Genomic DNA, 20,964 nt, shown 5'->3' on the forward strand with positions numbered 1-20,964 from the left:
GCACGAGCGCTGATCCGGCGCCCCGGGCAACCCCGGGGCGCCGGTGCGCGTCTAGCGAGTGTCCGCTCGGTCCCGCCGACCGGACGCGACCTAGGGACCCGGGACGCCAGATGTGTGCCGGTGGGGATCCATGTTGGGGAGTGCGGCAGTGACCACCGCTGAGCAGCAGGGCCGGCCCAGGGCAGCCATCCCGTCGGCAGACGGCGGCGGCCCGGGCCGTGGCGCCGTGCCGCCGCAGCAGGGGCCGCACGAGCAGCCCCGGCGGCGCACCCGCGCACTCGATCCGCTGCGCCGGCACCCCGTGGCCGTCGCCACCCTGCTCGCCGCCGTGCTGCACGTCGTCTGGTTCTTCAGCTTCGCCAACAGCGGCGGCGACCTCGCCGCGCAGGACGCCTGGGCCGAGTTCGTGGGCCGGCATCCCGACTCGGCGTACAACCTCGCCTGGTACGGCGGCATGCACCCCGTCTCGTACAGCGTGGTCTCGCCGTACCTCATGCACATGCTCGGCGTACGCACCACGATGATGGTCGCGGGCACCGTCTCGGCCGGGCTGCTCGCCCTGATCCTGACCCGCTGCCGCGGGGCCGTGCGCGAGCCGCTGTGGCCCGCCCTGGCCGGGGCGTACGGGCTGTTCTGCAACGCGCTCTCGGGCCGGGTCACCTTCGGGCTGGGCGCGATGTTCGCCCTCGGCGCGGTCGCCGCGGTCTTCTGCTGGCCGCGCAAGTGGGCGCGGCGGCGCTGGGCCAAGGCCGCGGTGGCGGCCCCGCTGGCCGGGATCGCGACCGCCGCCAGCCCCGTCGCGGGCCTCTTCCTCGGGGTGATCGCGGCCGCGCTGTTCCTGAGCGGGCGGCGCCCGGGTGCGTACGCGCTCGGGCTGGCCCCGGTGGCCGTGGTCGGGCTGTCGGCCTGGCTCTTCCCGTTCTCCGGGACGCAGCCGATGAAGATCGGTTCGGCCGGGCTGCCGTTCCTGTTCGGGCTGCTGATCTTCTTCCTGGTGCCGCGGCGCTGGAAGACGGTCCGGATCGCCTCCGCCGTCTACGCCCTCGGGGTCTTCCTGACCTGGGTGATCGACTCCCAGGTCGGCTCGAACGTCACCAGGATGGTGATGCTGTTCGGCGGCGCCGTGCTGCTCGCGGCCCTCCCGTACGAGGTCCCGCGCTCGCGGCGCTGGTACGGGGTGCTGCTCGCGTTCGTCGGGCTGAACGCCTGGATCACCACCAACAGCGTCACGGACATCGTCCGCACCACCCCGGTCGCCGCATGGAACCGGGAGCTGGCCCCGCTCGTGGACCAGCTCCAGAAGGCGGGCGCCGACCGCGGCCGGGTCGAGGTCGTCCCCGTCAGCAGCCACCGGGAGTCCTCCGCCTTCCCCTCGTACGTGAACCTCGCGCGCGGCTGGAACCGGCAGGCCGACCTGGAGCGCAACCCGCTCTTCTACGACGACACCCTCACCGCCGACAGCTACCGGGCCTGGCTGGAGCGCTGGGCGGTGCACTACGTGGTGCTGCCGGCCGACAAACCCGATTCGGGCGGCGAGGACGAGGCGAAGCTGGTGCGCGCGGGGCTCCCGTACCTCCAGCAGGTGTGGGGCGACGCGAACTGGCAGCTCTTCAAGGTCGACGCGCCGACGAACCTGGTGAGGGGGCCCGCGAGCGTGGTGCGGGCGGGCGCCGACCAGCTGGTCATCGACGCGAAGCAGGCAGGCCGGGTGCTGGTGCGGATCCCGCACTCGCCGTGGCTGGGGCTGGTGGACGCGGCGGGCAAGCCGGTGCCGCCGCCGCAGGAGACGGCGGAGTCGAAGGCGCGGGGGGCCGTGCCGAAGGAGTTCGCGAACACGGCCGGGTGCCTGTTCAAGGCGCTCCCGGACGGCGAGGGCGACGTGTGGACGGAGCTGCTGGTCCCGGCGCCGGGGGAGTACCGGGTGGCGGCGAAGTACCAGCTGCCGCGGGGCACGCCCTGCCCGGAGGAGGTCGTCCAGGCGACGCTGGGGACTCCGGAGCGTCCGGCTCCGGCGACCGGCTCGACTCCCTGATTTCTTTACGTTCCGGTCCGGGTGCGTTGCTCCGTATATATGCATACGATCCCAGTAGTCCGATTGGGTGCTTCCTGAGGGAGTTGACGACGGGATGAACAAAGAGCAGAAGCGGGACGTCCGGGCGGCCATCGCAAAGGCGCAGGAGGCTTCGCAGCCGCCGCGCCCCCCGGGCCACGGCTTCGACGGTCCTGTGCGGACGAAGGTCAAGGGCGGACTGCACACGAAGGCCGCCCTCAAGCGGGCCGGCACTCCGCAGGGCGACCGCATCGGCGAACGCAGCAGTGGCCTGAGCTGACCCCTGAGGGGACGGCGCATCCGTGATGGCGCAGCCCTTCCGGCTCCGGCCGGGAGGGCTTCGAGCGCCCGGGGGTGCGATATGGCCGGATCTCGCGGGATCCGGCCGGATCCCGCCGCTCGCCCGCCCCGGCGGGCGCATTACCGTGACCAGACCATGAACGAGATGCAGCGCAGAGCGCGGCTGCGGCCGAGCCTGCGGCTGCCCGCCTGGACCTCGACCCTGACCTGGAAGGCCACGGTCTTCATCACCCTGATGTGCTGCGGGCTCGCCGCGCTGCTCGGCTGCCTCGTGCACGGCGCGATGACCCGCCAGACCGTCGGCACGGCGCGCGAGAAGGCGCTCGTCAAGCTGGAGCGGACCGTCCAGGGGTACGAGACCGGCGCGCGCCTGCCCCGGGGCGAGGGCATCGACCCCGCGGACCTGCCCCCGGAGCTGCACGCCCTGGCGCTCGACGGCAAGCGCGGCACGGCGGTCGGCCGGTACCGCGGGCGCCCGGTGATGTGGGCGGCCGCGCCCGCCGAGGACGGCACCGCGATCGCCGTGTCCGTGGACTTCCGCGTGGCCGAGCGGACCATCGCCAACCTCGACCGTGCCATCCTCGGCTCCTCGGGTCTGGCCATCGGCGTCACCCTCCTCATCGGCGCGCTCGGCGTCACGCGGATCACCCGGCGCCTGCACGTGACCGCGCAGGTGGCCCGCCGGATCAGCGCCGGCGACCTGGACGCCCGGGTCGGCGACAAGGCGCGCACCAAGGACGAGGTGGCGGCGGTCTCCCGGGCCCTGGACACCATGGCCTCGTCGCTCCAGCGCAAGCTGGAGGCGGAGCAGCGGTTCACGGCGGACGTCGCCCACGAGCTCCGCACCCCGCTGACCGGCCTGAACGCGGCTGCCGAGCTCCTGCCGCCGGGCCGCCCGGCCGAGCTCGTACGGGACCGGGTGCAGGCGATGCGCTCGCTCACCGAGGACCTGCTGGAGATCTCCCGCCTGGACACCCGCAGCGAGCGCGTGGAGCTGGACTCGCACGACCTCGCCGACCTGGCGGCCCGCACGATCCGCGCGTCCGGCACCGACACGGCCCTGGCGGTGGTCGCCTCCCCGCGGGTGGAGACGGACCGGCGCCGCCTGGAGCGGATCCTGGGCAACCTCGTGGCCAACGCGCACAGCCACGGCGCCGCCCCGGTCACGGTCACGGTGGACGGTCCGACCGTGACGGTGACCGATGCGGGGCCGGGCTATCCGGAGTACCTGATCACGACCGGCCCGCAGCGGTTCCGTACGGAGGGCACGAGCAAGGGCCACGGGCTGGGCCTGACCATCGCCGTCGGCCAGGCGCGGGTCCTCGGCGCCACGCTCGCCTTCCGCAACCGGGCGGAGGGCGGCGCCGAGGCCCGCGTCACCCTTCCAGAGCCCGCAGCACCGGCAGCAACTGCGCTTCTTCCCCGTCGAGATGGGACTCCAGCTCCCGGCTCATGCGCTCGACGCGGTCGCTGAACCCTTCGCCGGCGCCGTCACCGGGCGCGTCCAGGGCCCGTACCAGCTCCTCCTGCAGCCGCGCGATGACGGCGTGCTCGGCGCCGATGCGCCGGAAGAACTCCCGCATGTGCGGGTGCTGTTGCTCCAGGTACGGGAAGAGCCCCGCGTCCTCGCTGCGGTGGTGGAACTCCAGGGTGTGGCAGAACGCCAGGCAGTGCTGGCGCAGTTGCAGCCCGAGCGAGGCCGCCCCGCCCTCCCGTACGCGATCTCCCGCGAGCTCCCGTACGAGGACCAGCTGCGCCCGCAGCCAGCCGTGCACGGAGAGCAGCTTCCCGGCGATCCCGCCCTCCTCGTCTGGGACCTCGTGCGTGCGCTGGAGGGCCACGACGGGGATCACCCGCGCGGTGCGCCCCTGGTACTCCCCGTAGCCGGGCTCCGCGCGGACGACCTGCGCGAACAGCTCGTCGCGCCGCGCGCCCGCGGCGGGCACGGCGACGGCCTCGTACTCCTCGGTCCCGGTCTCGACCTGTACGAGGGGGCGTGCGAGGAGGTTGTGGTACCAGGCCGGGTGCCGGTCGGCCCCGGCGGCGGAGGCGACGACGAGCGGCGTGCCGCCGTCGCGCAGGAACCCGAGGGGGACGGTGTGCGGCTTCCCCGACCGGGCGCCGGTGGTGGTGAGAAGGAGCAGCTGAGCCCCTTCGAAGGGGCCGCCGACCTTGCCGGCGTTGGCCCGGAATTCCTCGATGACGTTCTGGTTGAAAGATGACACGGAGTGTGGATCTCCTCACGGTGTGTATGCGTGCGACGGCAGCGTTACAACCGGGGGAGATCACCCGTAGCCGGTGGCGTATGTGCCCATGGGCCCGGTCCTTCACAAGCGGGTGCCTGCCCAACCACCGCCCGGCCCACATCTCAGTAGGCGGCGTCACGCGACACGGGCGCAATACAACCACAACGCGAAGAGGACCCCCAGCCGTTTTGCGGCGGGGGGTCCTCGACTGTGCCCTCGGCAGGATTCGAACCTGCGACACCGGCTTTAGGAGAGCCGTGCTCTATCCCCTGAGCTACGAAGGCGGGGGCTTGTCGGAAACGTTGCCGGAAACCCCAGAGGGATCGCACGAGCTGCCTCGACAAACAAGCTGGTCAGATGACGTGCACACACTCGAGCGGAGATGCCCTCGCGGACACTTTCCCGAGCACACGCCTGGGAGTCGTCTGACCGCTGACAGCCTAGCGGATCGTGCTGGGAGTGGTCGCATGGATTGCCGTGGGAGTGGGCCTGAGGTGAAGGCGTCGTCGTGACCTGGGGTTTCTGAGCGTCTGGGGTGGTGGGTGGGGAGGCCGGGGGTGCTGCACGGGTGTGGGCAGGCTGCTGGAGCGTCCGTTCTGTTCCGCTTGCCATGGACGGGGCCTTAACGGAGCGACGGCCGCGCCCTGGGGTGGGCGCGGCCGTCGTGGGGTCGAGGGGTGTCAGGCGATGCGGAGGACCTGTTGGGCGTTGCTGCGGGCTTGAAGGTGGATCTGGTGGCTGGTGGCGTTCTGGGAGAGGGCGAAGCCGAGGACGAAGATCTTCTGGCGATCCACGCCGTAGGCGATCATGCGGCGGTTCCAGAGGCTCTGGTCGAATTGGCTGTGTACGGAATCGGAGTCGGCGCGGTAGGGGTAGAGGAGTTGGTGGGTGAGGCTGGCCTCGGGGATCTGCTGGAGGTATTCGGCTCGGTGGAAGCCGCGTTCACTGTCGCTCTTGATGCGCTTGCCGGTGTCTGCGGAGCGCAGTGACCGGTCGGCGGGGGTGGTGGTGATGCCGACGGGGACGCGGTAGTCGTGGTCGCCGTGGCGGCAGGGGATCTTGAGGACGTGGTACCAGCGGCTCTTGGCGGCTCCGGCACGGTGCTCGAGTTTGGTGATGGGGAGGGGTTCGAGGATGCGGGTGCCGTCGTCGATGCGGATGCTCTCGGCGATGCGGCCTTGGTCGCACCAGAGCTCGTGGCCGCTTCGGCAGGGGCTGATGCGTTCGTAGAAGACGGGGGCGACGGATCCGTGCTGCTTGTTGATGGCCAATAGGCCGGTCCGGGCGAGGGCGTCGCGGTGGACACCGCGGAAGGCTCCGTCGTAGACGACGCCCATGCAGTGGGGCAGTGCGTCCTTCAGCATGCGGAACTGGCGTACGGCGATGGCCGCTTCGTCTTCGTACTCGCCGCCGGCGACGTGGGCGAAGCTGAGGATGACACGGGTCCAGTAGCCGGTGTCGCGTCCGGAGGCGAAGAACCGAAGCGGAGGCGCGGGCCGAGGCCTACGGGGGACTGGGCGACGAGGCGCTGGTCTTCTCCCGCGTCGACGCCCCGGAGGACCCGGGCGGAGAGCCCCGACCGTGGTACATCGGGCGCCGTGGGGTGAAGGACAGCGACAACGATCCGGTTGTCCTGCTGTGGACCAGCCCCCAGGCGAAGACCTGGATCGAGACCCGGCCCGAGAGCCCGGGCGAGGTGGTCCTGCGCCGGCAGCTCCGCTGCGTACAGCGGATCGTCGAGGGCTACTTCGACGAGATCTCCCCGCCGGCACCCGCTCCCGAGGCCGTACCCGTACCCGAGTCCGCCGACGTACCGGTGCCCCGCCGGGCCGCCGACGACAGCACGGCGGAGGATGCGGACGCGTCCCCCGCCCCGGAACGTACGTCGGCCCCCACGCCCGGCGATGTCGTACGACGGCAGCGGCGTAAGGCCCTCCAGCCGGACGACTTCCTGCTCCAGGAGCTCCAGCGATCGCGCGGCGGTCGGATGAGGGACATCGTCGAGACCATCCGCCGTGACCAGATGGATCTGGTCACCGGCTCGCCCTCGGACATCCTCGTCGTGCAGGGCGGGCCTGGTACCGGCAAGTCGGCGGTCGGTCTCCACCGGGTGACCTGGCTCGTCAACAACGAGCACTTCAAAGCCCAGGACATCCTCGTCATCGGCCCCCACCAGCGGTTCCTCGACTACGTCGGCCAGGTCCTCCCCACCCTCGGCACCCGGGATGTCAACGCCGTCCAGCTGGACCGGCTGTGGGAGGGCGAGATCCTCGGTGTGGACTCGCCGAAGGCTCGTCTGGCGAAGGCATGGCGGCCGTACTGCGGCGCCGGGTCGAGAGCGACTACCGCCCCGAGGCCCTCGACGCCCTCACCGTCGCCCCCTCCTACGAGGGCGACGAGCCCGGGGTCGTCGTCACCGCCGGCAGTACGACCCTCCGCGTGCCGAAGTCCGAGGTCCTCGCCCTCCTCGACCAGGCTCACGCCGGCGACGGGCCCTTCCGGGAGCGGCGGGACCGCTTCCGCGGCCTGTTCGTCGACCGGCTTCTCCAAGAGCTCGCCGATGTCGCACCGCGCCGCGGACAGGCCGGCACGTTCGTGTTCGTATCCGCTGCTGCCGGATTCCACGGGGATGGCCACAGGCTTGCCGCCTGACTTCTCGAAGGCCTCCAGTGCCTGGCGCCGCCACTCGTCCTGCTCCGTGGCGCGGATCCGCGCCACCTGGTCCCGCAGGGCCGGGTCGTCGGCCAGCATGCGGTCGACGTCCAGGTCGAGCGTCCTGCCGGTGCCTTTGAGGTAGTGATCCATGTGCCGGGCCGCGTCGGTCTTGCCCATGGAGTCGCCCGAGTTCGAGATCCCGTTGGCCTGGATCTCCTTCCAGTAGTCCGATATCCCTGGCGATTCGACGTCGTACCGTCCAGCGCCGTCGTCCGCGGCGACCTGCTTGACCTGAGGCCGGAGCAGGCCGGCCGCCAGGAGGTCGTCCCGGTGCTTGGTCCACAGCTGGGCCCGGGCCTCTGGCCCGAGTGACTGCCAGAGCCGCTGCAGTTCCTTCCGCTGTTTGGTGTTGGCCTCCTCGCCGAGCCCGGGCAGTTTCAGTGCTCGCGGGAGCATCTCCTGGTCGAGGGAGGTGTACGTCGAATGGCCGGCGTTGTGCGGATCCGCGCCGTGGCTGACGCGCAAAGCGCGTACGGCAGCGGCGTCGACCTCGGCCGCATGGCTCACCACTCCGCTCAGGGTGTCGGCGTACCAGCGCATGAGGTCCTGCTCGATAGGCCTCTGAGCTGCAGTGATGTGCTGAGCCATCCGAGGAGGGGAGCAGAGCGTTTTCGACGGCTTCCGCAGTGATCCTCTGACCTGGCACTTTGGGATTTCCGTCAAGCCCTACGAAGGCGGGCGGGGCCCCGGCGGAGACCGCCTGGTGACCGCTGGCAGCCTTGCGGATCAGGTTGGCCGAGGTCGCCCCGATTCCCCTGTGGTTCGGCGTGGCCCCGCCCCGGTCCCCGTAGAGGGGGCCGGGGCGGAGTTGTTCTCCGGTGTCAGCCGAAGGGGCCGCGGCGGGCCAGCGGGGGGATCGCCATCGGCGTGGCGATCTCGTCCTCCGCGGCGCCGCTGTCCTGGCGCAGCGCCGACATGACCATCAGCTGCGGGTCCTGGAGCAGCAGCCGCGCGTGCAGCGCGCGCAGGGCCGGGCCGGGTTCCACGCCGAGTTCCCCGACGACCCGGGCGCGCTGCACGGCGTACGTCGTCAGCGCCTCGTTGCCGCGGTCCGAGCGGTAGAGCGCGAGCATCAGCAGCCACAGGAAGCGCTCGCGCAGCGGGTATTTGTGCACGGCGTAGTGCAGGTACGGGACGGCGTTGCGGTGCCGGCCCAGTTCCAGTTCCAGTTCCGCGCGCACCTCCATGTCCGCCAGGAAGCGCTCCTGGCGGTAGAGCCGCTCGCGGTCCAGCATGGGCCCCTCCAGGCCCTCCACGAGAGGGCCCGTGGACATCGTCCGGGCCTCCTCCAGCAGCTTGACCGCCTGCATGATCTCGCCCTTGCGGGCCGCCGCGATGCCGGCCGCAGCCAGCTGTTCGTACGTGTAGAGGTCCACCTCCGAGGCGCCGACGTCCATCCGGTAGCCGCCGCCCGACCATTCCAGCGTGACGCCGGGGCCGTCGCCGTCCAACGCGGTCAGCAGGCCGCGCAGGCCCGAGACGGACTTCTGGATCAGGTTCTTCGCGTAGGCCGGATAGTCCTCCCCCCAGAGTGACTCGATCAGCTGGTCGACGCCCGTCTCCAGGCCAGGTCTCAGCAACAGCACGGCCAGCAGGGCCCGTTGTTTCGGCGGCCCCAACTCCAGTGTCTTCGCTCCCCTGTTGACCTGGAGCGGTCCCAGCAGTCGGAAACGCAAGTGTGAAGTACCCCTGTCGTCCCCGTAGAAGCCGCGCTCACGCAGCAGCACACCACTCATTCTTCCCCCCGAGTAAGGCCACGGTAAGGCTAGGTATTACCGACTGGTTCGCGCCATTTGGAGATCAAATGAGAGGGGGATCACACCCCCTGACATCTTGACGTTGTCCGCTGGTTGAGATCCGTGCGCCAGCCATGCACCTGGGACGAGAATGCCGCCGCGGCCGGTCAGCGATCGTTCCAGCGGCTCGTCAAACCACGTACTCCAAGGTGAGAGCGTCCCCGCTCTCGCTCTTTGGAGAAAACGATGACAGGTCCAGCGCAGCAGGACGAGCTCCGTTCCGCTCTCAGATTCGACAGCACCGTCCCGCGGGCCATGGTCCACCGCGCCGCGATCGCCGAGGTCTTCCTGACCGATTCCCGCCGCGTACCGGATCGGGCCGACACCTACGAGGTCGCGGCCCAGCTGCCGCGCGCCCACATCATGGGCGAGCAGTCGGGCACCCACGACTTCCTCCTGCTCATCGAGATGCTGCGTCAGGCGGGCGTGTTCCTCGCGCACGCCTACGAGGACGTCGCGCTGGACGAGTCCTTCATCTTCCGCCACCTGCAGACCGAGGTGCGGGACCGCTCCGCCCTGCGCACCGGCGACCGGCCGGCCCGCGCCGTCGCCACGCTCACGGTCCTGCCGCAGCGCAAGCGCAACGGCCGGGTGCAGGCCATCGACTTCTCCGGCACGCTCGCCATCGACGGCAAGGAAGCCCTCCGCTGCAGCGGCGGCCTGGCCTTCTTCACCCGCGGCGTCTACCACGCGCTGCGCGACCGCCGCCGCAGCACGCTCGCGGACACCCTCGGCGCCCTCCCCACCCACGTGGCCGCCGCCCCCGCCTCGGTCGGCCGCCGCGACCCGTACAACGTGGTGATCACCCAGCCCCTCGCCGCCGGGGAGAGCGCGTTCGCCGCCACCGTGCTCTCCGACACCACCCACCCCCACCTCTTCGACCACCAGCTCGACCACGTGCCCGGCAACCTCCTGCTGGAGGCCGCCCGCCAGCTGGCCGCCGCCTCCGTGTCCTCGCTGCACGCCATCTCGGCGACCGGACTGCAGGTGACCGCGATGGACGCGCAGTTCCACGAGTTCGCCGAACTCGACCTGCAGACCCGCGCCGTGGCCCGCGTCGAGCAGTTCCGCCTCAAGGACTCGCTGCGCACCCTGGTCGTCCCGGTCGTCGTGGACGTCCTCCAGCAGGGCCGGGTCGTCGCCGCGTTCCGCCTCGAGGTGGCCCAGTGACGTTCCGCCCCATCACCACCGTGGTCGTCGACTACGGCGGTGTCCTGACCAACCCGCTGATCGAGACCTTCGCGGCCTTCGCCCGCGCTGTGGACGTTGCGCTGCCCGAGCTCCAGGAGGCCTTCGCCCGCGCGGCGCGGCGCCACGGCAGCAGCCCCATGGCCGACCTGGAGACCGCCCGCTGCACCGAGACCGAGATGGTCGAGCGGGTGCTCGCCGAACTGCCCGGCGGCCGGACGTACGCCGACCTGCTCGGCGACGAGCCGTTCGGCGAGGTGTGGTTCCGCGCCCGGACCGTCAACGAGCGGCTGGTCCGCTTCCTGCGCGAACTGCGCCAGAGCGGCTACCGGACCGCCCTGCTGACCAACAACGTCAAGGAGTGGGGGCCGCGCTGGCGCGCCCAACTTCCCGTGGACGAACTGTTCGACGCCGTCGTCGACTCCTCGGAGGAGGGGGTGCGCAAGCCCGATCCGCTGATCTACCGGCGGCTGCTGGAGCGGCTGCCCGCGACGGCGCACGAGTGCCTCTTCCTCGACGACCTGGACGAGAACTGCCAGGCCGCCTCGGACCTCGGCATGCTCGCCGTCCACTTCACCACCACCGACGAGGCGGTCGACCAGATCGTGGCCCTGCTCCGGTCCCGGGGCGGCGCCTACGGCAGGAGCCTCGTATGACGCAGACCGACACCGTGCTGATCGTGGGCGCCGGCCCCACCGGCCTCACCACGGCCTGCACCCTGCTCCAGCACGGGGTGGACGCCCGCGTGATCGACCGCAGGAACGGGCCGGCCAGCGAACCCAAGGCGCTGATCCTGTGGAGCGGCGCCCTCGAAGTGCTGCGCCGCATCGACGTCGCGGACTCCCTGGAGAAACGCTCGCTGCCGCTGTCCGGCGCCTCCTACTGGTCCGGCGGCAGGCGCACCGGCGGCGTCCGCTTCGGCGCGCTCGCCGACACGGCCTTCCCGCGCCCGCTGTGCGTACCGCAGTCGGTGACCGAGGGCGTGCTCTACGACCGGCTGCTCAAGCTCGGCGGGAACGTCGAATGGAACACCGAGCTCGCCGCGGCCCGCGTCACCGGCTCCACCCCCTCCAACGTCTCGGTCACCCTCTCCGTCCCCGGTACGGGCTCCCCGGCGCCCTTCTCGCCGCGCTGGCTGGTCGGCGCCGACGGCACCCACAGCACGGTGCGCGCGGCCGCCGGCATCGCCTTCGAGGGCAGCACCTACGCACGCGACTTCCTGCTGGGCGACGGCGTGTTCACCGGCGGCCTGCCCGAGGACGAGGCGCAGTACCACCTCACCCCGGAGGGCGTGCTGGTCGTCGTACCGCTGCCCGGCGGCGGGCACCGCGTCTTCTTCGACCGCGACGCCACCGGCGAGGTGCGGCCGCTGTCCGACGAGGAACTCCAGGAACTGCTGACGGCCCGCGGCCCGAAGGGCTGGACGCTCCAATCCACCTGGTGGCGCAGCACCTTCCGGGTGCACACCAAGGTCGCCGGGAAGTTCCGCGAGGGCTCGGTCCTCCTCGCCGGCGACGCCGCCCACTGCCACAGCCCCGCGGGCGGACAGGGCCTCAACACCGGTGTGCAGGACGGCTTCAACCTCGGCTGGAAGCTGGCCGCGGTGATCAACGGCGCGGACCCGGCACTGCTCGACAGCTACGAGGCCGAGCGGCGGCCCGCCGCCCTGCGCGCCCTGCGCAACTCCGACCGCCAGACCCGGCTGTGGATGCTGCGCCAGGGGCCCAAGCGGGTCCTGCGCGACACCCTGCTGAAGGTGGCCACCGCCACCGGCGCGCTGGACCGCCGGATCGTCCCGGAGCTGGCCCAGCTCGATCCCGGTCTGGAGTCGAGCCCCGCGGTGCCCGGCGAGCTCCCGAGGACCGGCTCCCGCGGCGGCCGCACCACCAAGGGGCCGGGGCTGCTCCGCCCCGGGGTCCGGCTGCCCGACACCCCCTGGCAGCCGCTGCACGGCACCGCGGCCGCCTCGCTGCACGAGTTCCTCGCGACCGGCCGGCACACCCTGCTGGTGCTCCAGGGCGCGGGCGGTGCCGATGCGGGCGGCGCCGGCGCCGGCGCGGGCGAGCGCACCGCCGCGGAGGCCGCCGAGCTCGCGGCCCACTCGACCGTACGGTCCCAGACCGACGTCCTGCTGCTCACCGACCACCGGCCCCGGGGCGGGAGCGACGCCTCGGCGCCGTACGCCCGGGCCGTCGACATCGGCCGGAAGCTGACCGCGATCGCCGAGGCGGGCCCGCTGGTCGTCTACGTGCGCCCCGACGGGGCGGTCGGCGCCTGGTCCTCCCACCGGGACCTGATGCGGCTCGCGGCCGGGGTGTCCGTGCTCGGCGCGGCCGTGGAAAGCGTGGCGTGATGCTGAGGCTCCTCGGCGCGCACGTGGTGCGCCGGCCGTGGCTGTTCCTGGTCGCGGCCCTGGTCCTGGTCCTGGACGCGCTCCTGCTCGGGGCGGACCTGCCCGACCGGCTCGGCAACGGCGGTACGACGGACCCGGCCTCCGAATCGGCGCGCGTGCAGCGCGTGCTGGAGGCGCACTACCCCGAGCAGCAGCCCAACCTGGTCCTGCTGGTCTCCGTACCGCAGGGCGGGCAGGTCGACGACCGCGCGCTCGCCGCGCAGGGCGCCGGCCTCGCGGAACGCCTCGCCTTCGAGAAGCCGGTCGTCGGCGTGGTCTCCTACTGGCAGACCGGCCTCGCCGAGCTGCGCTCGCACGACGGCCGGCAGGCCGTGATCGCCGCCCGCATCGTGGGTGACGAGGACCGGGCCCGGGCCGCGCTGGAGGAGCTGGCGCCCCGGTACCGGGGCGGGCAGGGCGAACTGACGGTCCGGATCACCGGACCGCTCGCCGTGCGGGACGAGATCCAGTCCACGGTGGCCGAGGACCTGGCCCGCTCCGAGCTGATCGCGCTGCCGCTCACTCTGATCGTCCTGGTCTGGGTCTTCGGCGGGGTGCTGGCCGCGGCGCTGCCGGTCCTGGTCGGGCTCGTCACCGTCCTCGCGACGGGGGCCGTCCTGCGGATCATCACCGGATTCACCGAGGTGTCGGTCTTCGCGCAGAACCTCACCACGGCGCTGGGGCTCGGCCTCGCCATCGACTACGCGCTGCTGATCGTGCGCCGTTTCCGCGAGGAACTGGACGCCGGCGCGGCACCCGGGGACGCGGTGGCCCGCACCGTGCGCACCGCCGGGCGGACCGTCCTCTTCTCGGCGCTGACCGTCGCGGTGGCCCTGGCCGCCATGCTGGTCTTCCCGCTGTACTTCCTGCGCTCCCTCGCCTACGCGGGGATCACCGTGGTGCTCGTCTCGGCGCTCGCCGCGCTGACGGTACTGCCCGCCGCGCTCGCCCTGCTGGGGCGCCGGGTGGACGCGCTGACCGTACGGCGACGGCGGCGGCTACGGCGCGGGCCCGCGGAGGGAGCCGTGCCCGGAGCACGGGTGACGCGGCTGGTGATGCGCCGCGCGCCACTGGTCACCGCCGCGGTGACCGGGGTGCTGCTGGTGCTGGGCCTGCCCTTCCTGGACGCGCGGTTCGGCACGGCCGACCACCGTCAGCTGCCCGCGTCGAGCCAGTCGCGGGCCGCCCAGGAGTCCCTGCGGACCGACTTCGACGACCTGCCCGAGGGCTCGGTCCCGGTCCTGCTGCGCGACGGCGGGGCCGCCCCGGCCGAGGCGCAGGAGCGGACCGGCCGGATCGCCGGGAAGCTGTCCGCGCTCGCGGGGGTGACCCGCGTCGAGTCCTCGGCCGGCACCTACCGGGACGGCCGGCTCACCGAGGTCCCCTCGCCCGCCGACTCCGGACGCCGGACGGCCGGGTACGACCTGCTCACGGTGGTGGCCGAGGACGACACGGCCGCGACCTCGGCCGCCCACCAGGACCTCGTACGGGCCCTGCGCACGGCGGCGGGGCCCGACGGAGCCTCCGTGGGCGGTCCCGCGGCGGAGGTGGTCGACAGCAAGGCCGCCATCGGACGGGGCCTGATCCCCGCCCTCGCCCTGATCCTCCTCGGCACGCTGGTCCTGGTCTTCCTGCTCACCGGAAGCGCGGTGCTGCCGCTGCTGACGGTCCTCCTCAACGGGCTCAGCCTGACCGCCATGTTCGGCGCCGTGGTCTGGGTATTCCAGGAGGGCGCGCTGTCCGGGCCGCTCGGCTTCACCGCGACCGGCGACATCGAGGCGACCCTTCCCGTCCTCATGTTCTGCGTGGCGTTCGGCCTGTCCATGGACTACGGCGTGTTCCTCGTCGCCCGGATCAAGGAGCACCACGACCGCGGCGGCGACCACCGCGCGGCCGTCCTGGCCGGGATGCGCAGCACCGGCGGGCTGATCACCGCCGCCGCGGTGGTCCTCAGCGTCGTGTTCGTCTCCATCGGCCTGTCCCGGATCACGAACACCAAGATGCTCGGCCTCGGCGTCGCCCTGGCCGTCCTGGTCGACGCCCTCGTCGTCCGCACGCTGCTGGTCCCCGCGGTGTTGGCGCTGCTGGGCCCCCGTACCTGGTGGGCCCCCGCCCCGCTGCGCCGCGTGCACCGCCGCCTCGGGCTGCGCGAGGGGACCGATCCCGAGCCGCAGCCCTCCGCCCCGGACTCCCCGGCCGGCCCCGAAAGGACCTCGCATGACCGAGAACCCGCCGCCCTCTGAGCCGGCTCCGCGCCCACCGGGGCCCGGCGCCGTCATGGTCACCGGAGCCACCGGGCTCCTCGGGCACGCCGTCGTCGCCCGGCTGCTCGCCGCCGGGTCCGAGGTGACGGCCGTGGTCCGCGACGTCGAGCGCGCCCGCACGCTGCTGCCGAACTGCCCGCAACTGCGGCTGGTCGCCGGGGAGGTGAACGACATCGACAGCTACGCCGGCGCCCTGCGCGGGATGGACGCGGTGATCCACACGGCCGCCTACTTCCGCGAGTACTACCAGCCCGGACCCGACCTGGAGCTGCTGTACCGCACCAACGTGGACGCGGTGGAGGAACTGCTCAAGGCCGCGGTGGACGCCGAGGTGCCCACCGTGGTGCAGACGAGTTCCATCGCCGTGCTCGGCGGCGGGGACCGGCGCTCGCCCGCCGACGAGGACACGCCCAACGGGGACCCCTCCCGGGGCAACCACTACCGGGCCAGCAAGATCCGCGCGGAGCGGGTGACCCGCCGCTTCGGCGAGCGCTACGGGCTGCGGGTGCCGCTCGTCCTGCCCGCCTGGATGTGGGGGCCCGGCGACGCCGGGCCCACCTCCGCGGGCCGGCTCTTCCTGGCCGTGGCGCGCGGCGGGATCAAGGCGCTGCCGACGGCGGGCAACCACCTGGTGGACGCCCGCGACGTGGCCGCCGTCTGTGTCGCGGCGGCCGCGCCGGAAGCCGGCGCCGGGCGCTGGATCGCGGGCGGCAGCTGGTACCCGCTGCACGAGATCTGCGCGGCCGTCGTACGCGCCACCGGGTCCGGGACGGTGCCGCGCAGGCTGCCCGTGCCGGCGGCCATGACGATCGCGTCGGTCCTGCAATGGCGGGCGAGGGCCTGCGGGGCGGCGCCGGTCGCCACCCGGACCGGGATGCGCACGCTCCTCGAAGGACACCACCGGAGGGTTTCCTCCGCCCGGGCCGTGCGCGAACTCGGCGTGAGTTTCCGCCCGTTGGAACAGACCGTCGCGGACCAGGCCGCCTGGCACCGGGCGCAGGGACAGCTTCCGGCCCCCGCCTCGGCGGCGCTGACACGAAAGGTGAGGAGTGCATGAGCATCATCAAGCGGGTCGCCGTACTGGGCGCGGCCGTGGCGCTGCTGGCGAGTCCGGTGGCGGCGGCCATGACCGCCGCGGCCGACACCCCGGCGGCCGGAGCAGCGGCGTCCGGCGGCGCGGCGGCGGGCACGGCGGCGGTGTCCGTGCCGCCGTCCCCGGCCGAGGCCGCGGCGGCCGCGAAGGAGACCGCCGCGCGGCTCGCCGCCCGGCACATCGTGGACGTGCCGGTCAGCTTCACCGTGCGCAACACCAATGGGAGCAAGGCAGGTTGCCGCACCAGCGGTGCGACCCAGCGGATCAGCGGCCACCTGACCGCACCCGCCTCCGTGTGGGCGGGCGGGAAGCGGGCCGTCACCCTCTACCAGCACGGGATCGCCTCCGGAGAGTGGTACTGGCGCCTCGACGTGCCCGGCTACCACTACGCCGAGGAGCTCGCCGTCCGCGGCCACGCCTCCGTCACGATCGACCGGCTCGGCTACGGAGCCAGCGACCGCCCCGACGGCTTCGACACCTGCATCGGGGCCGAGGCCGACATCGCGCACCAGATCGTGCAGCAGCTGCGGGCCGGGACGTACAGCCTCGACGGCACGCCCGCCGAGGGCCCGGCCACGGCCCAGGGTTTCGACACGGTCACCCTGGCCGGACAGTCCAACGGCGGCCAGGTCGCCCAGATCGCGGCGTACTCCTTCGGCGCCGTCGACGGCCTGATGATCATGGACTGGACCGACCGGGGCCTGACCCCCGAGGCCAACACCCGCTTCTTCACCGCCCTCCAGGGCTGCATGGCGGGCGGCCGGCCGAGCCGCGATCCCTCGGACCCGAGCGGCTACGTCTACTACGACCTCGGCCCGGACCAGTTCCGCCGGGGCAACTTCCACGACACCGAGCAGCGCGTCATGGACGCCGCCGCCCCGCACCAGAACCGGCACCCGTGCGGCGACATGAGCTCACAGCTCGACTCCGTCTTCACCGACCTGGAGCACCTGGGCTCGATCAGGGTCCCGGTCCTGCTGGTCTACGGGGACGAGGACGCCCGCGTCACCGGAGGCGCGGCCCACCAGCGGCTGTTCACCGGTGCCCCGACCGAGCTCGTCACCGTTCCGGGCGCCGGCCACTACGCCACGATGGCCCGTTCCGCGGCCTCCACATTCGACCGGATCGACGCCTGGCTCGACGCCCGCGGCCTGTGAACCGCGCGCCCGTGAACCGCGGCCCGCGAACCGCCGACGACGGCCCGTGAGCCGCCGGCGACCCCCGTCCCCCGCCCCCACACACACCTCCCCTTCGTCCAGAGAGCAGACCATGCCCCGTACACACACGTCCGACCGCCCCGACCCCCACGACCGTCCGCCGGCCCTCCAGCGCTGGGGACGGGTGACCGCCGCCCGGTCCCGGCTCGTCGTCTGGGCCGGCGTGGTCCTCGCCGTCCTCGGCCTGGTCCTGGCCGCCGGCACCATGAACCGCCTGGTCCTGAGCCGCTTCGAGACCCCCGGCTCCGAATCCGTGACCACCCGGGCGTTCCTGGAGAAGGAGTTCGAGGCCGGCACGCCCAGCGTGCTGCTGATGGTCACCGCCAAGCAGGGCACCGTGGACGGCGACGCGGTCGCCGGCGAGGGCCGCGCCCTGGAGCGGGAACTGGCCGGCCAGGACGGCGTGGCCGAGGTCTTCTCGTACTGGTCGCGCGGCAACTCGCCCGTCATGCGCGGCAACGACGGCAAGCAGGCCCTGATCATCGCCCGCATGGCCGGCACGGTGACCGAGGCACGGACCCGGCTCGCCGACATCTCCCCGGCCTTCACCCGCGACGGCGCCCAGGTCAAGGTCCAGGTCGGCGGCGGTGACGAGATCTTCCGGCAGGCCGCCGAGCAGTCCCGCAAGGACTTCCTGCGGGCGGAGATGATCGTCTTCCCGCTCGTCCTGCTCCTGCTCTTCGCGATCTACCGCCGCTTCTCCGCCGCCTTCCTCACCCTCGGCATGGGCCTCTTCTCGGTGATCACCACGCTGGCGCTGATGCGCGGCGTCACCTACCTCACCGACGTCTCCACCTTCGCCGCCAACCTGGCCCTGGTGATGGGCATCGGCCTCGGCGTCGACTACAGCCTCTTCGTCATCAACCGCTTCCGCGAGGAGCTGCGGGCCGGGCGGACCGTCCCCGACGCCGTCGAGCAGTCCGTCGCCCACGCCGGCCGCACCGTCGCCTTCAGCGGTCTCACCGTGGTCCTGTCGCTGGCCGCCCTGCTGCTCTTCCCGTTCCCCTTCCTGCGCTCCTTCGCCTACGCCGGCGTCGCCACCGTCCTGACCTCGGTCTTCGCCGCGCTCGTGATCCTGCCCGCGGCCCTGGCCCGGCTCGGCCGGAAGGTCCTGCGCAAGAACGACGGCACCCGCCCCGAGCAGGGCTGGTGGCACCGCACCGCGCTGCGCATGATGGGCCGCCCGCTGCTCTACGGGATCCCCGCGCTGGTGGTGCTGCTCGGGCTGGCCTCGCCCACGCTCGGCCTGACCTTCGGCGTGCCGGGTGCGCAGGTGCTGCCCCGGGACGTGTCCAGCCGCGTCGTCCAGCAGCAGATCCTCGACAACTTCGCCGCCGAGGAGATGAGCGCGATCAAGGTCCTGCGCACCGGCCAGGCCGGGACCGACGCCAACCGCTCCTCGATCGACGCCACCGCCGCCGAGCTGTCCCGGATCGCCGGGATCCACCAGGTCGACGCCCTCACCGGCTCGTACGCCGAGGGGCAGAGGATCGCCGAACCGGGCGAGGCCTCCCGCCGGTTCGCGAGCGAGCGCGACACCTGGTACTCGGTCGTCGCCACCCACCGCACCGTCGCCCAGGACATCGACCGGGCCCACTCCGAGATCCGCTCCGTCGCCGCCAAGGGTGCCGAGCCCGGCGCCGTGAAGATCGGCGGCTACCCGGCCGAGCTGAGCGAGTTCCGTGCCGAGCTGGTCGACCGGCTGCCGCTGGTCTTCGGGCTGATCCTGGTGACCACCTTCCTGGTGCTGTTCCTGATGACCGGCAGCGTGCTGCTCCCGGCCAAGGCCATGTTCCTGAACACCCTGAGCATGGGCGTGATGTTCGGCGTCCTCGTGTGGATCTTCCAGGAGGGCAACCTGGCCGACCTGTTCGGCTTCACGCCGAGCGGCTCCATCGAGCCCAGCATCCCGATCCTGATGTTCTGCGTGGCCTTCGGCCTCTCCATGGACTACGAGGTCTTCATGCTGTCCCGGATCAAGGAGGAGTACGACCTCACCGGTGACAACGCGGGCGCCGTGGCCGCCGGCCTGGAGCGCAGCGGGCCGCTGATCACCTCGGCGGCGGTGATCCTCGCCGCGTCGTTCGCCACGTACGCCTCCTCCGAGATCGTCTTCCTGAAGATGCTGGGCATCGGCATGGTCGTCGTGATCCTCCTCGACGCGACCCTGATCCGCGCGGTCCTCGTACCGGTTTCGATGCGGCTCGCGGGCAAGGCCAACTGGTGGGCGCCGGCGCCGCTGCGCGCCTTCCACGACCGCTTCGGCATCTCCGAGTCGTCCCCGGCCGCGCAGCCCGCGGCCGCCGCCCCCGACACGGCAGGGGCCGGCGTCCGCGCCGGCCGCTCCTGATCCACCAGGTCCGAGGGAGAGGGACACATGCTGGGAATCGGATTGTGGGCGCTCATGCTGGCGGGCTCCGGCGCCGTCCACTACTACCTGTGGATCCGGCTCGTCCGTGACACGACGAAGCCCCGGACGACGGGCCGGCGGCTGGCGACCTGGGGGGTGGTGCTCTCGGCGCTGCTCGCTCCCGGGACGCGGATGCTCACCCCGCTGTTCGACCCCTCGGACGGGGGAGGCGGCCGGTTCCTGGCATGGCCCGGCTACACCCTGATCGGCGTACTGCTCTACCTGCTGATGGTGCTCGCGGTACTGGAGCTGCCGCGGGCGCTGCTCCTGCGCAGGTGGCGGCGGAACGCCGGGCAGCAGGACGAACCGGCTCCGGTACGGGTCCCCGTGGCGGCCGCCGCTCCCGATGCCGCGGCCGTGCCGGCTGCGGCCGAAGCGGCTCCCGCTGCGCCGGGGGAGGAAGACCAACGGCTGCTCGGCCGCCGCCTGTTCCTCGGCCGGGCCGTGGGCACCGTGGCCGGGGCCACCGCCCTCGGCACGGTCGGCTACGGCATGTCCTCCGCGCTCGGCGACCCGCTGGTCAAGCGCGTGCCGGTCACCCTCGCCAAGGTGAACCCGCGCCTGGCCGGCCTGCGGATCGCCGTCGTCAGCGACATCCACCTGGGCCCCCTGCTGGGGCGCGCCCACACCGAGCGGATCGTCCGTATGGTCAACGGGCTCCAGGCCGACCTGGTGACGATCGTCGGCGACCTCGCCGACGGCACCGCCTCCCAGCTGGGACCGGCGGCCCGCCCGTTGAGGGCGCTGGAGTCCCGGTACGGGAACTTCTTCGTCACCGGGAACCACGAGTACCTCTACGACGGGGTCGAGGACTGGCTGGACGAGATGCGCAACGTGGGGGTCCGCCCGCTGGTGAACGAGCGCGTGGAGATCCGGCACAACGGGGCCTGGCTCGACCTGGCCGGCGTCGAGGACCTGGCGGGGGAGGAGTTCGGCCGCGGACCCGACCTGGGCAAGGCCCTGGGCGGGCGCGACCTCTCGCGTCCGGTCGTCCTCCTCGCCCACCAGCCGGTCTTCGCCGACGAGGCGGCCCGGCACGGGGTGGACCTCCAGCTGTCCGGACACACCCACGGCGGACAGATGTTCCCGCTGACCGCGGTCACTTCGCTGGTCAACCCCGTCAACTCGGGGCTCGGCAGGGTGGAGGACACGCAGCTGTACGTGACGAACGGCGCCGGCTTCTTCGGCCCGCCGGTCCGCGTCGGCGCCCCGGCGGAGATCACCCTGCTGGAGCTGCGCTCGCCGCTGCCCGCGTAACGGGCCGTGCCCCGGGAACAGCCTGTGCGGCTGCTC

Annotated in this window: 14 protein-coding genes, 1 tRNA gene and 1 pseudogene; 12 read left to right on the top strand and 4 right to left on the bottom strand. The window is 72.7% G+C overall.

Going from position 1 to position 20,964, the window contains the following annotated elements; translation table 11 throughout:
* Window positions 1-130 precede the first annotated feature (130 nt).
* From OHA91_RS21855 to OHA91_RS21865, 3 genes are all read left to right on the top strand, one after another.
* Entirely contained in the window at window positions 131-2,032 is a 1,902-nt protein-coding gene (locus OHA91_RS21855) for an MFS transporter (RefSeq protein ID WP_381623002.1), read from the top strand.
* 94 nt (window positions 2,033-2,126) lie between these two features.
* Entirely contained in the window at window positions 2,127-2,330 is a 204-nt protein-coding gene (locus tag OHA91_RS21860) for a hypothetical protein (protein WP_245240094.1), read from the top strand.
* A 165-nt stretch (window positions 2,331-2,495) separates the two neighbouring features.
* Entirely contained in the window at window positions 2,496-3,824 is a 1,329-nt protein-coding gene (locus OHA91_RS21865; protein ID WP_078959288.1) for a sensor histidine kinase, read from the top strand.
* Here the strand turns inward: OHA91_RS21865 and OHA91_RS21870 are convergent.
* The 3 genes from OHA91_RS21870 to OHA91_RS21880 all read right to left on the bottom strand — a co-directional run bounded on the left by OHA91_RS21870 (window position 3,727) and on the right by OHA91_RS21880 (window position 5,960).
* Complete coding sequence (locus tag OHA91_RS21870) at window positions 3,727-4,575, bottom strand: nitroreductase/quinone reductase family protein (RefSeq protein ID WP_037632296.1); 849 nt, start codon at window positions 4,573-4,575, stop codon at window positions 3,727-3,729. The two genes, OHA91_RS21865 and OHA91_RS21870, sit on opposite strands and share 98 nt — an antisense overlap.
* A gap of 232 nt (window positions 4,576-4,807) precedes the next feature.
* A tRNA-Arg gene (locus tag OHA91_RS21875) sits at window positions 4,808-4,880 on the bottom strand.
* A 396-nt stretch (window positions 4,881-5,276) separates the two neighbouring features.
* Entirely contained in the window at window positions 5,277-5,960 is a 684-nt protein-coding gene (locus OHA91_RS21880) for a hypothetical protein (RefSeq protein WP_031150557.1), read from the bottom strand.
* 164 nt (window positions 5,961-6,124) lie between these two features.
* Between OHA91_RS21880 and OHA91_RS21885 the strand changes: the two are divergent.
* Window positions 6,125-7,188: pseudogene (locus OHA91_RS21885) on the top strand (ATP-dependent DNA helicase); the annotation flags it as partial.
* Between the two features lie 944 nt (window positions 7,189-8,132).
* Here OHA91_RS21885 and OHA91_RS21890 read toward each other — a convergent pair.
* Window positions 8,133-8,987, bottom strand: a complete 855-nt coding sequence (locus tag OHA91_RS21890; protein ID WP_266500539.1) for an AfsR/SARP family transcriptional regulator — start codon at window positions 8,985-8,987, stop codon at window positions 8,133-8,135.
* A gap of 306 nt (window positions 8,988-9,293) precedes the next feature.
* Between OHA91_RS21890 and OHA91_RS21895 the strand changes: the two genes are divergently transcribed.
* The 8 genes from OHA91_RS21895 to OHA91_RS21930 all read left to right on the top strand — a co-directional run bounded on the left by OHA91_RS21895 (window position 9,294) and on the right by OHA91_RS21930 (window position 20,928).
* Entirely contained in the window at window positions 9,294-10,277 is a 984-nt protein-coding gene (locus OHA91_RS21895) for a ScbA/BarX family gamma-butyrolactone biosynthesis protein (RefSeq protein WP_031150563.1), read from the top strand.
* Complete coding sequence (locus OHA91_RS21900) at window positions 10,274-10,951, top strand: HAD family hydrolase (RefSeq protein ID WP_328739803.1); 678 nt, start codon at window positions 10,274-10,276, stop codon at window positions 10,949-10,951. Before OHA91_RS21895 ends, OHA91_RS21900 begins: the two co-directional genes overlap by 4 nt.
* Entirely contained in the window at window positions 10,948-12,648 is a 1,701-nt protein-coding gene (locus OHA91_RS21905; RefSeq protein ID WP_328739804.1) for an FAD-dependent monooxygenase, read from the top strand. Before OHA91_RS21900 ends, OHA91_RS21905 begins: the two co-directional genes overlap by 4 nt.
* Window positions 12,648-14,930 (top strand): MMPL family transporter, encoded by a 2,283-nt coding sequence (locus OHA91_RS21910; RefSeq protein WP_031150571.1) that lies wholly within the window; start codon window positions 12,648-12,650, stop codon window positions 14,928-14,930. The genes OHA91_RS21905 and OHA91_RS21910 overlap by 1 nt, the downstream gene beginning before the upstream one ends.
* The gene (locus OHA91_RS21915; RefSeq protein ID WP_328739805.1) at window positions 14,905-16,008 is read left to right on the top strand and encodes an NAD-dependent epimerase/dehydratase family protein; all 1,104 of its coding nucleotides are present in this window, start codon (window positions 14,905-14,907) and stop codon (window positions 16,006-16,008) included. Before OHA91_RS21910 ends, OHA91_RS21915 begins: the two co-directional genes overlap by 26 nt.
* Window positions 16,005-17,201, top strand: coding sequence for an alpha/beta hydrolase (locus OHA91_RS21920; RefSeq protein ID WP_328739806.1), 1,197 nt, complete (start codon window positions 16,005-16,007; stop codon window positions 17,199-17,201). The genes OHA91_RS21915 and OHA91_RS21920 overlap by 4 nt, the downstream gene beginning before the upstream one ends.
* Before the next feature lie 112 nt (window positions 17,202-17,313).
* Window positions 17,314-19,611 carry an MMPL family transporter gene (locus OHA91_RS21925; protein ID WP_328739807.1) on the top strand — a complete coding sequence of 766 codons (2,298 nt, stop codon included), beginning with the start codon at window positions 17,314-17,316 and terminating at the stop codon, window positions 19,609-19,611.
* A gap of 27 nt (window positions 19,612-19,638) precedes the next feature.
* Window positions 19,639-20,928, top strand: a complete 1,290-nt coding sequence (locus tag OHA91_RS21930; RefSeq protein ID WP_266500556.1) for a metallophosphoesterase — start codon at window positions 19,639-19,641, stop codon at window positions 20,926-20,928.
* The last annotated feature ends 36 nt before the right edge of the window (window positions 20,929-20,964 follow it).

Source organism: Streptomyces erythrochromogenes (assembly GCF_036170895.1).
Classification (GTDB): Bacteria; Actinomycetota; Actinomycetes; order Streptomycetales; family Streptomycetaceae; genus Streptomyces; species Streptomyces erythrochromogenes.

Coding starts and splice junctions, on each gene's coding strand:
- OHA91_RS21930 (WP_266500556.1), top strand. CDS start 19,639: ATGCTGGGAATCGGATTGTGGGCGCTCATGCTGGCGGGCTCCGGCGCC.
- OHA91_RS21855 (WP_381623002.1), top strand. CDS start 131: ATGTTGGGGAGTGCGGCAGTGACCACCGCTGAGCAGCAGGGCCGGCCC.
- OHA91_RS21880 (WP_031150557.1), bottom strand. CDS start 5,960: ATGCTGAAGGACGCACTGCCCCACTGCATGGGCGTCGTCTACGACGGA.
- OHA91_RS21860 (WP_245240094.1), top strand. CDS start 2,127: ATGAACAAAGAGCAGAAGCGGGACGTCCGGGCGGCCATCGCAAAGGCG.
- OHA91_RS21895 (WP_031150563.1), top strand. CDS start 9,294: ATGACAGGTCCAGCGCAGCAGGACGAGCTCCGTTCCGCTCTCAGATTC.
- OHA91_RS21905 (WP_328739804.1), top strand. CDS start 10,948: ATGACGCAGACCGACACCGTGCTGATCGTGGGCGCCGGCCCCACCGGC.
- OHA91_RS21920 (WP_328739806.1), top strand. CDS start 16,005: ATGAGCATCATCAAGCGGGTCGCCGTACTGGGCGCGGCCGTGGCGCTG.
- OHA91_RS21915 (WP_328739805.1), top strand. CDS start 14,905: ATGACCGAGAACCCGCCGCCCTCTGAGCCGGCTCCGCGCCCACCGGGG.
- OHA91_RS21910 (WP_031150571.1), top strand. CDS start 12,648: ATGCTGAGGCTCCTCGGCGCGCACGTGGTGCGCCGGCCGTGGCTGTTC.
- OHA91_RS21925 (WP_328739807.1), top strand. CDS start 17,314: ATGCCCCGTACACACACGTCCGACCGCCCCGACCCCCACGACCGTCCG.
- OHA91_RS21865 (WP_078959288.1), top strand. CDS start 2,496: ATGCAGCGCAGAGCGCGGCTGCGGCCGAGCCTGCGGCTGCCCGCCTGG.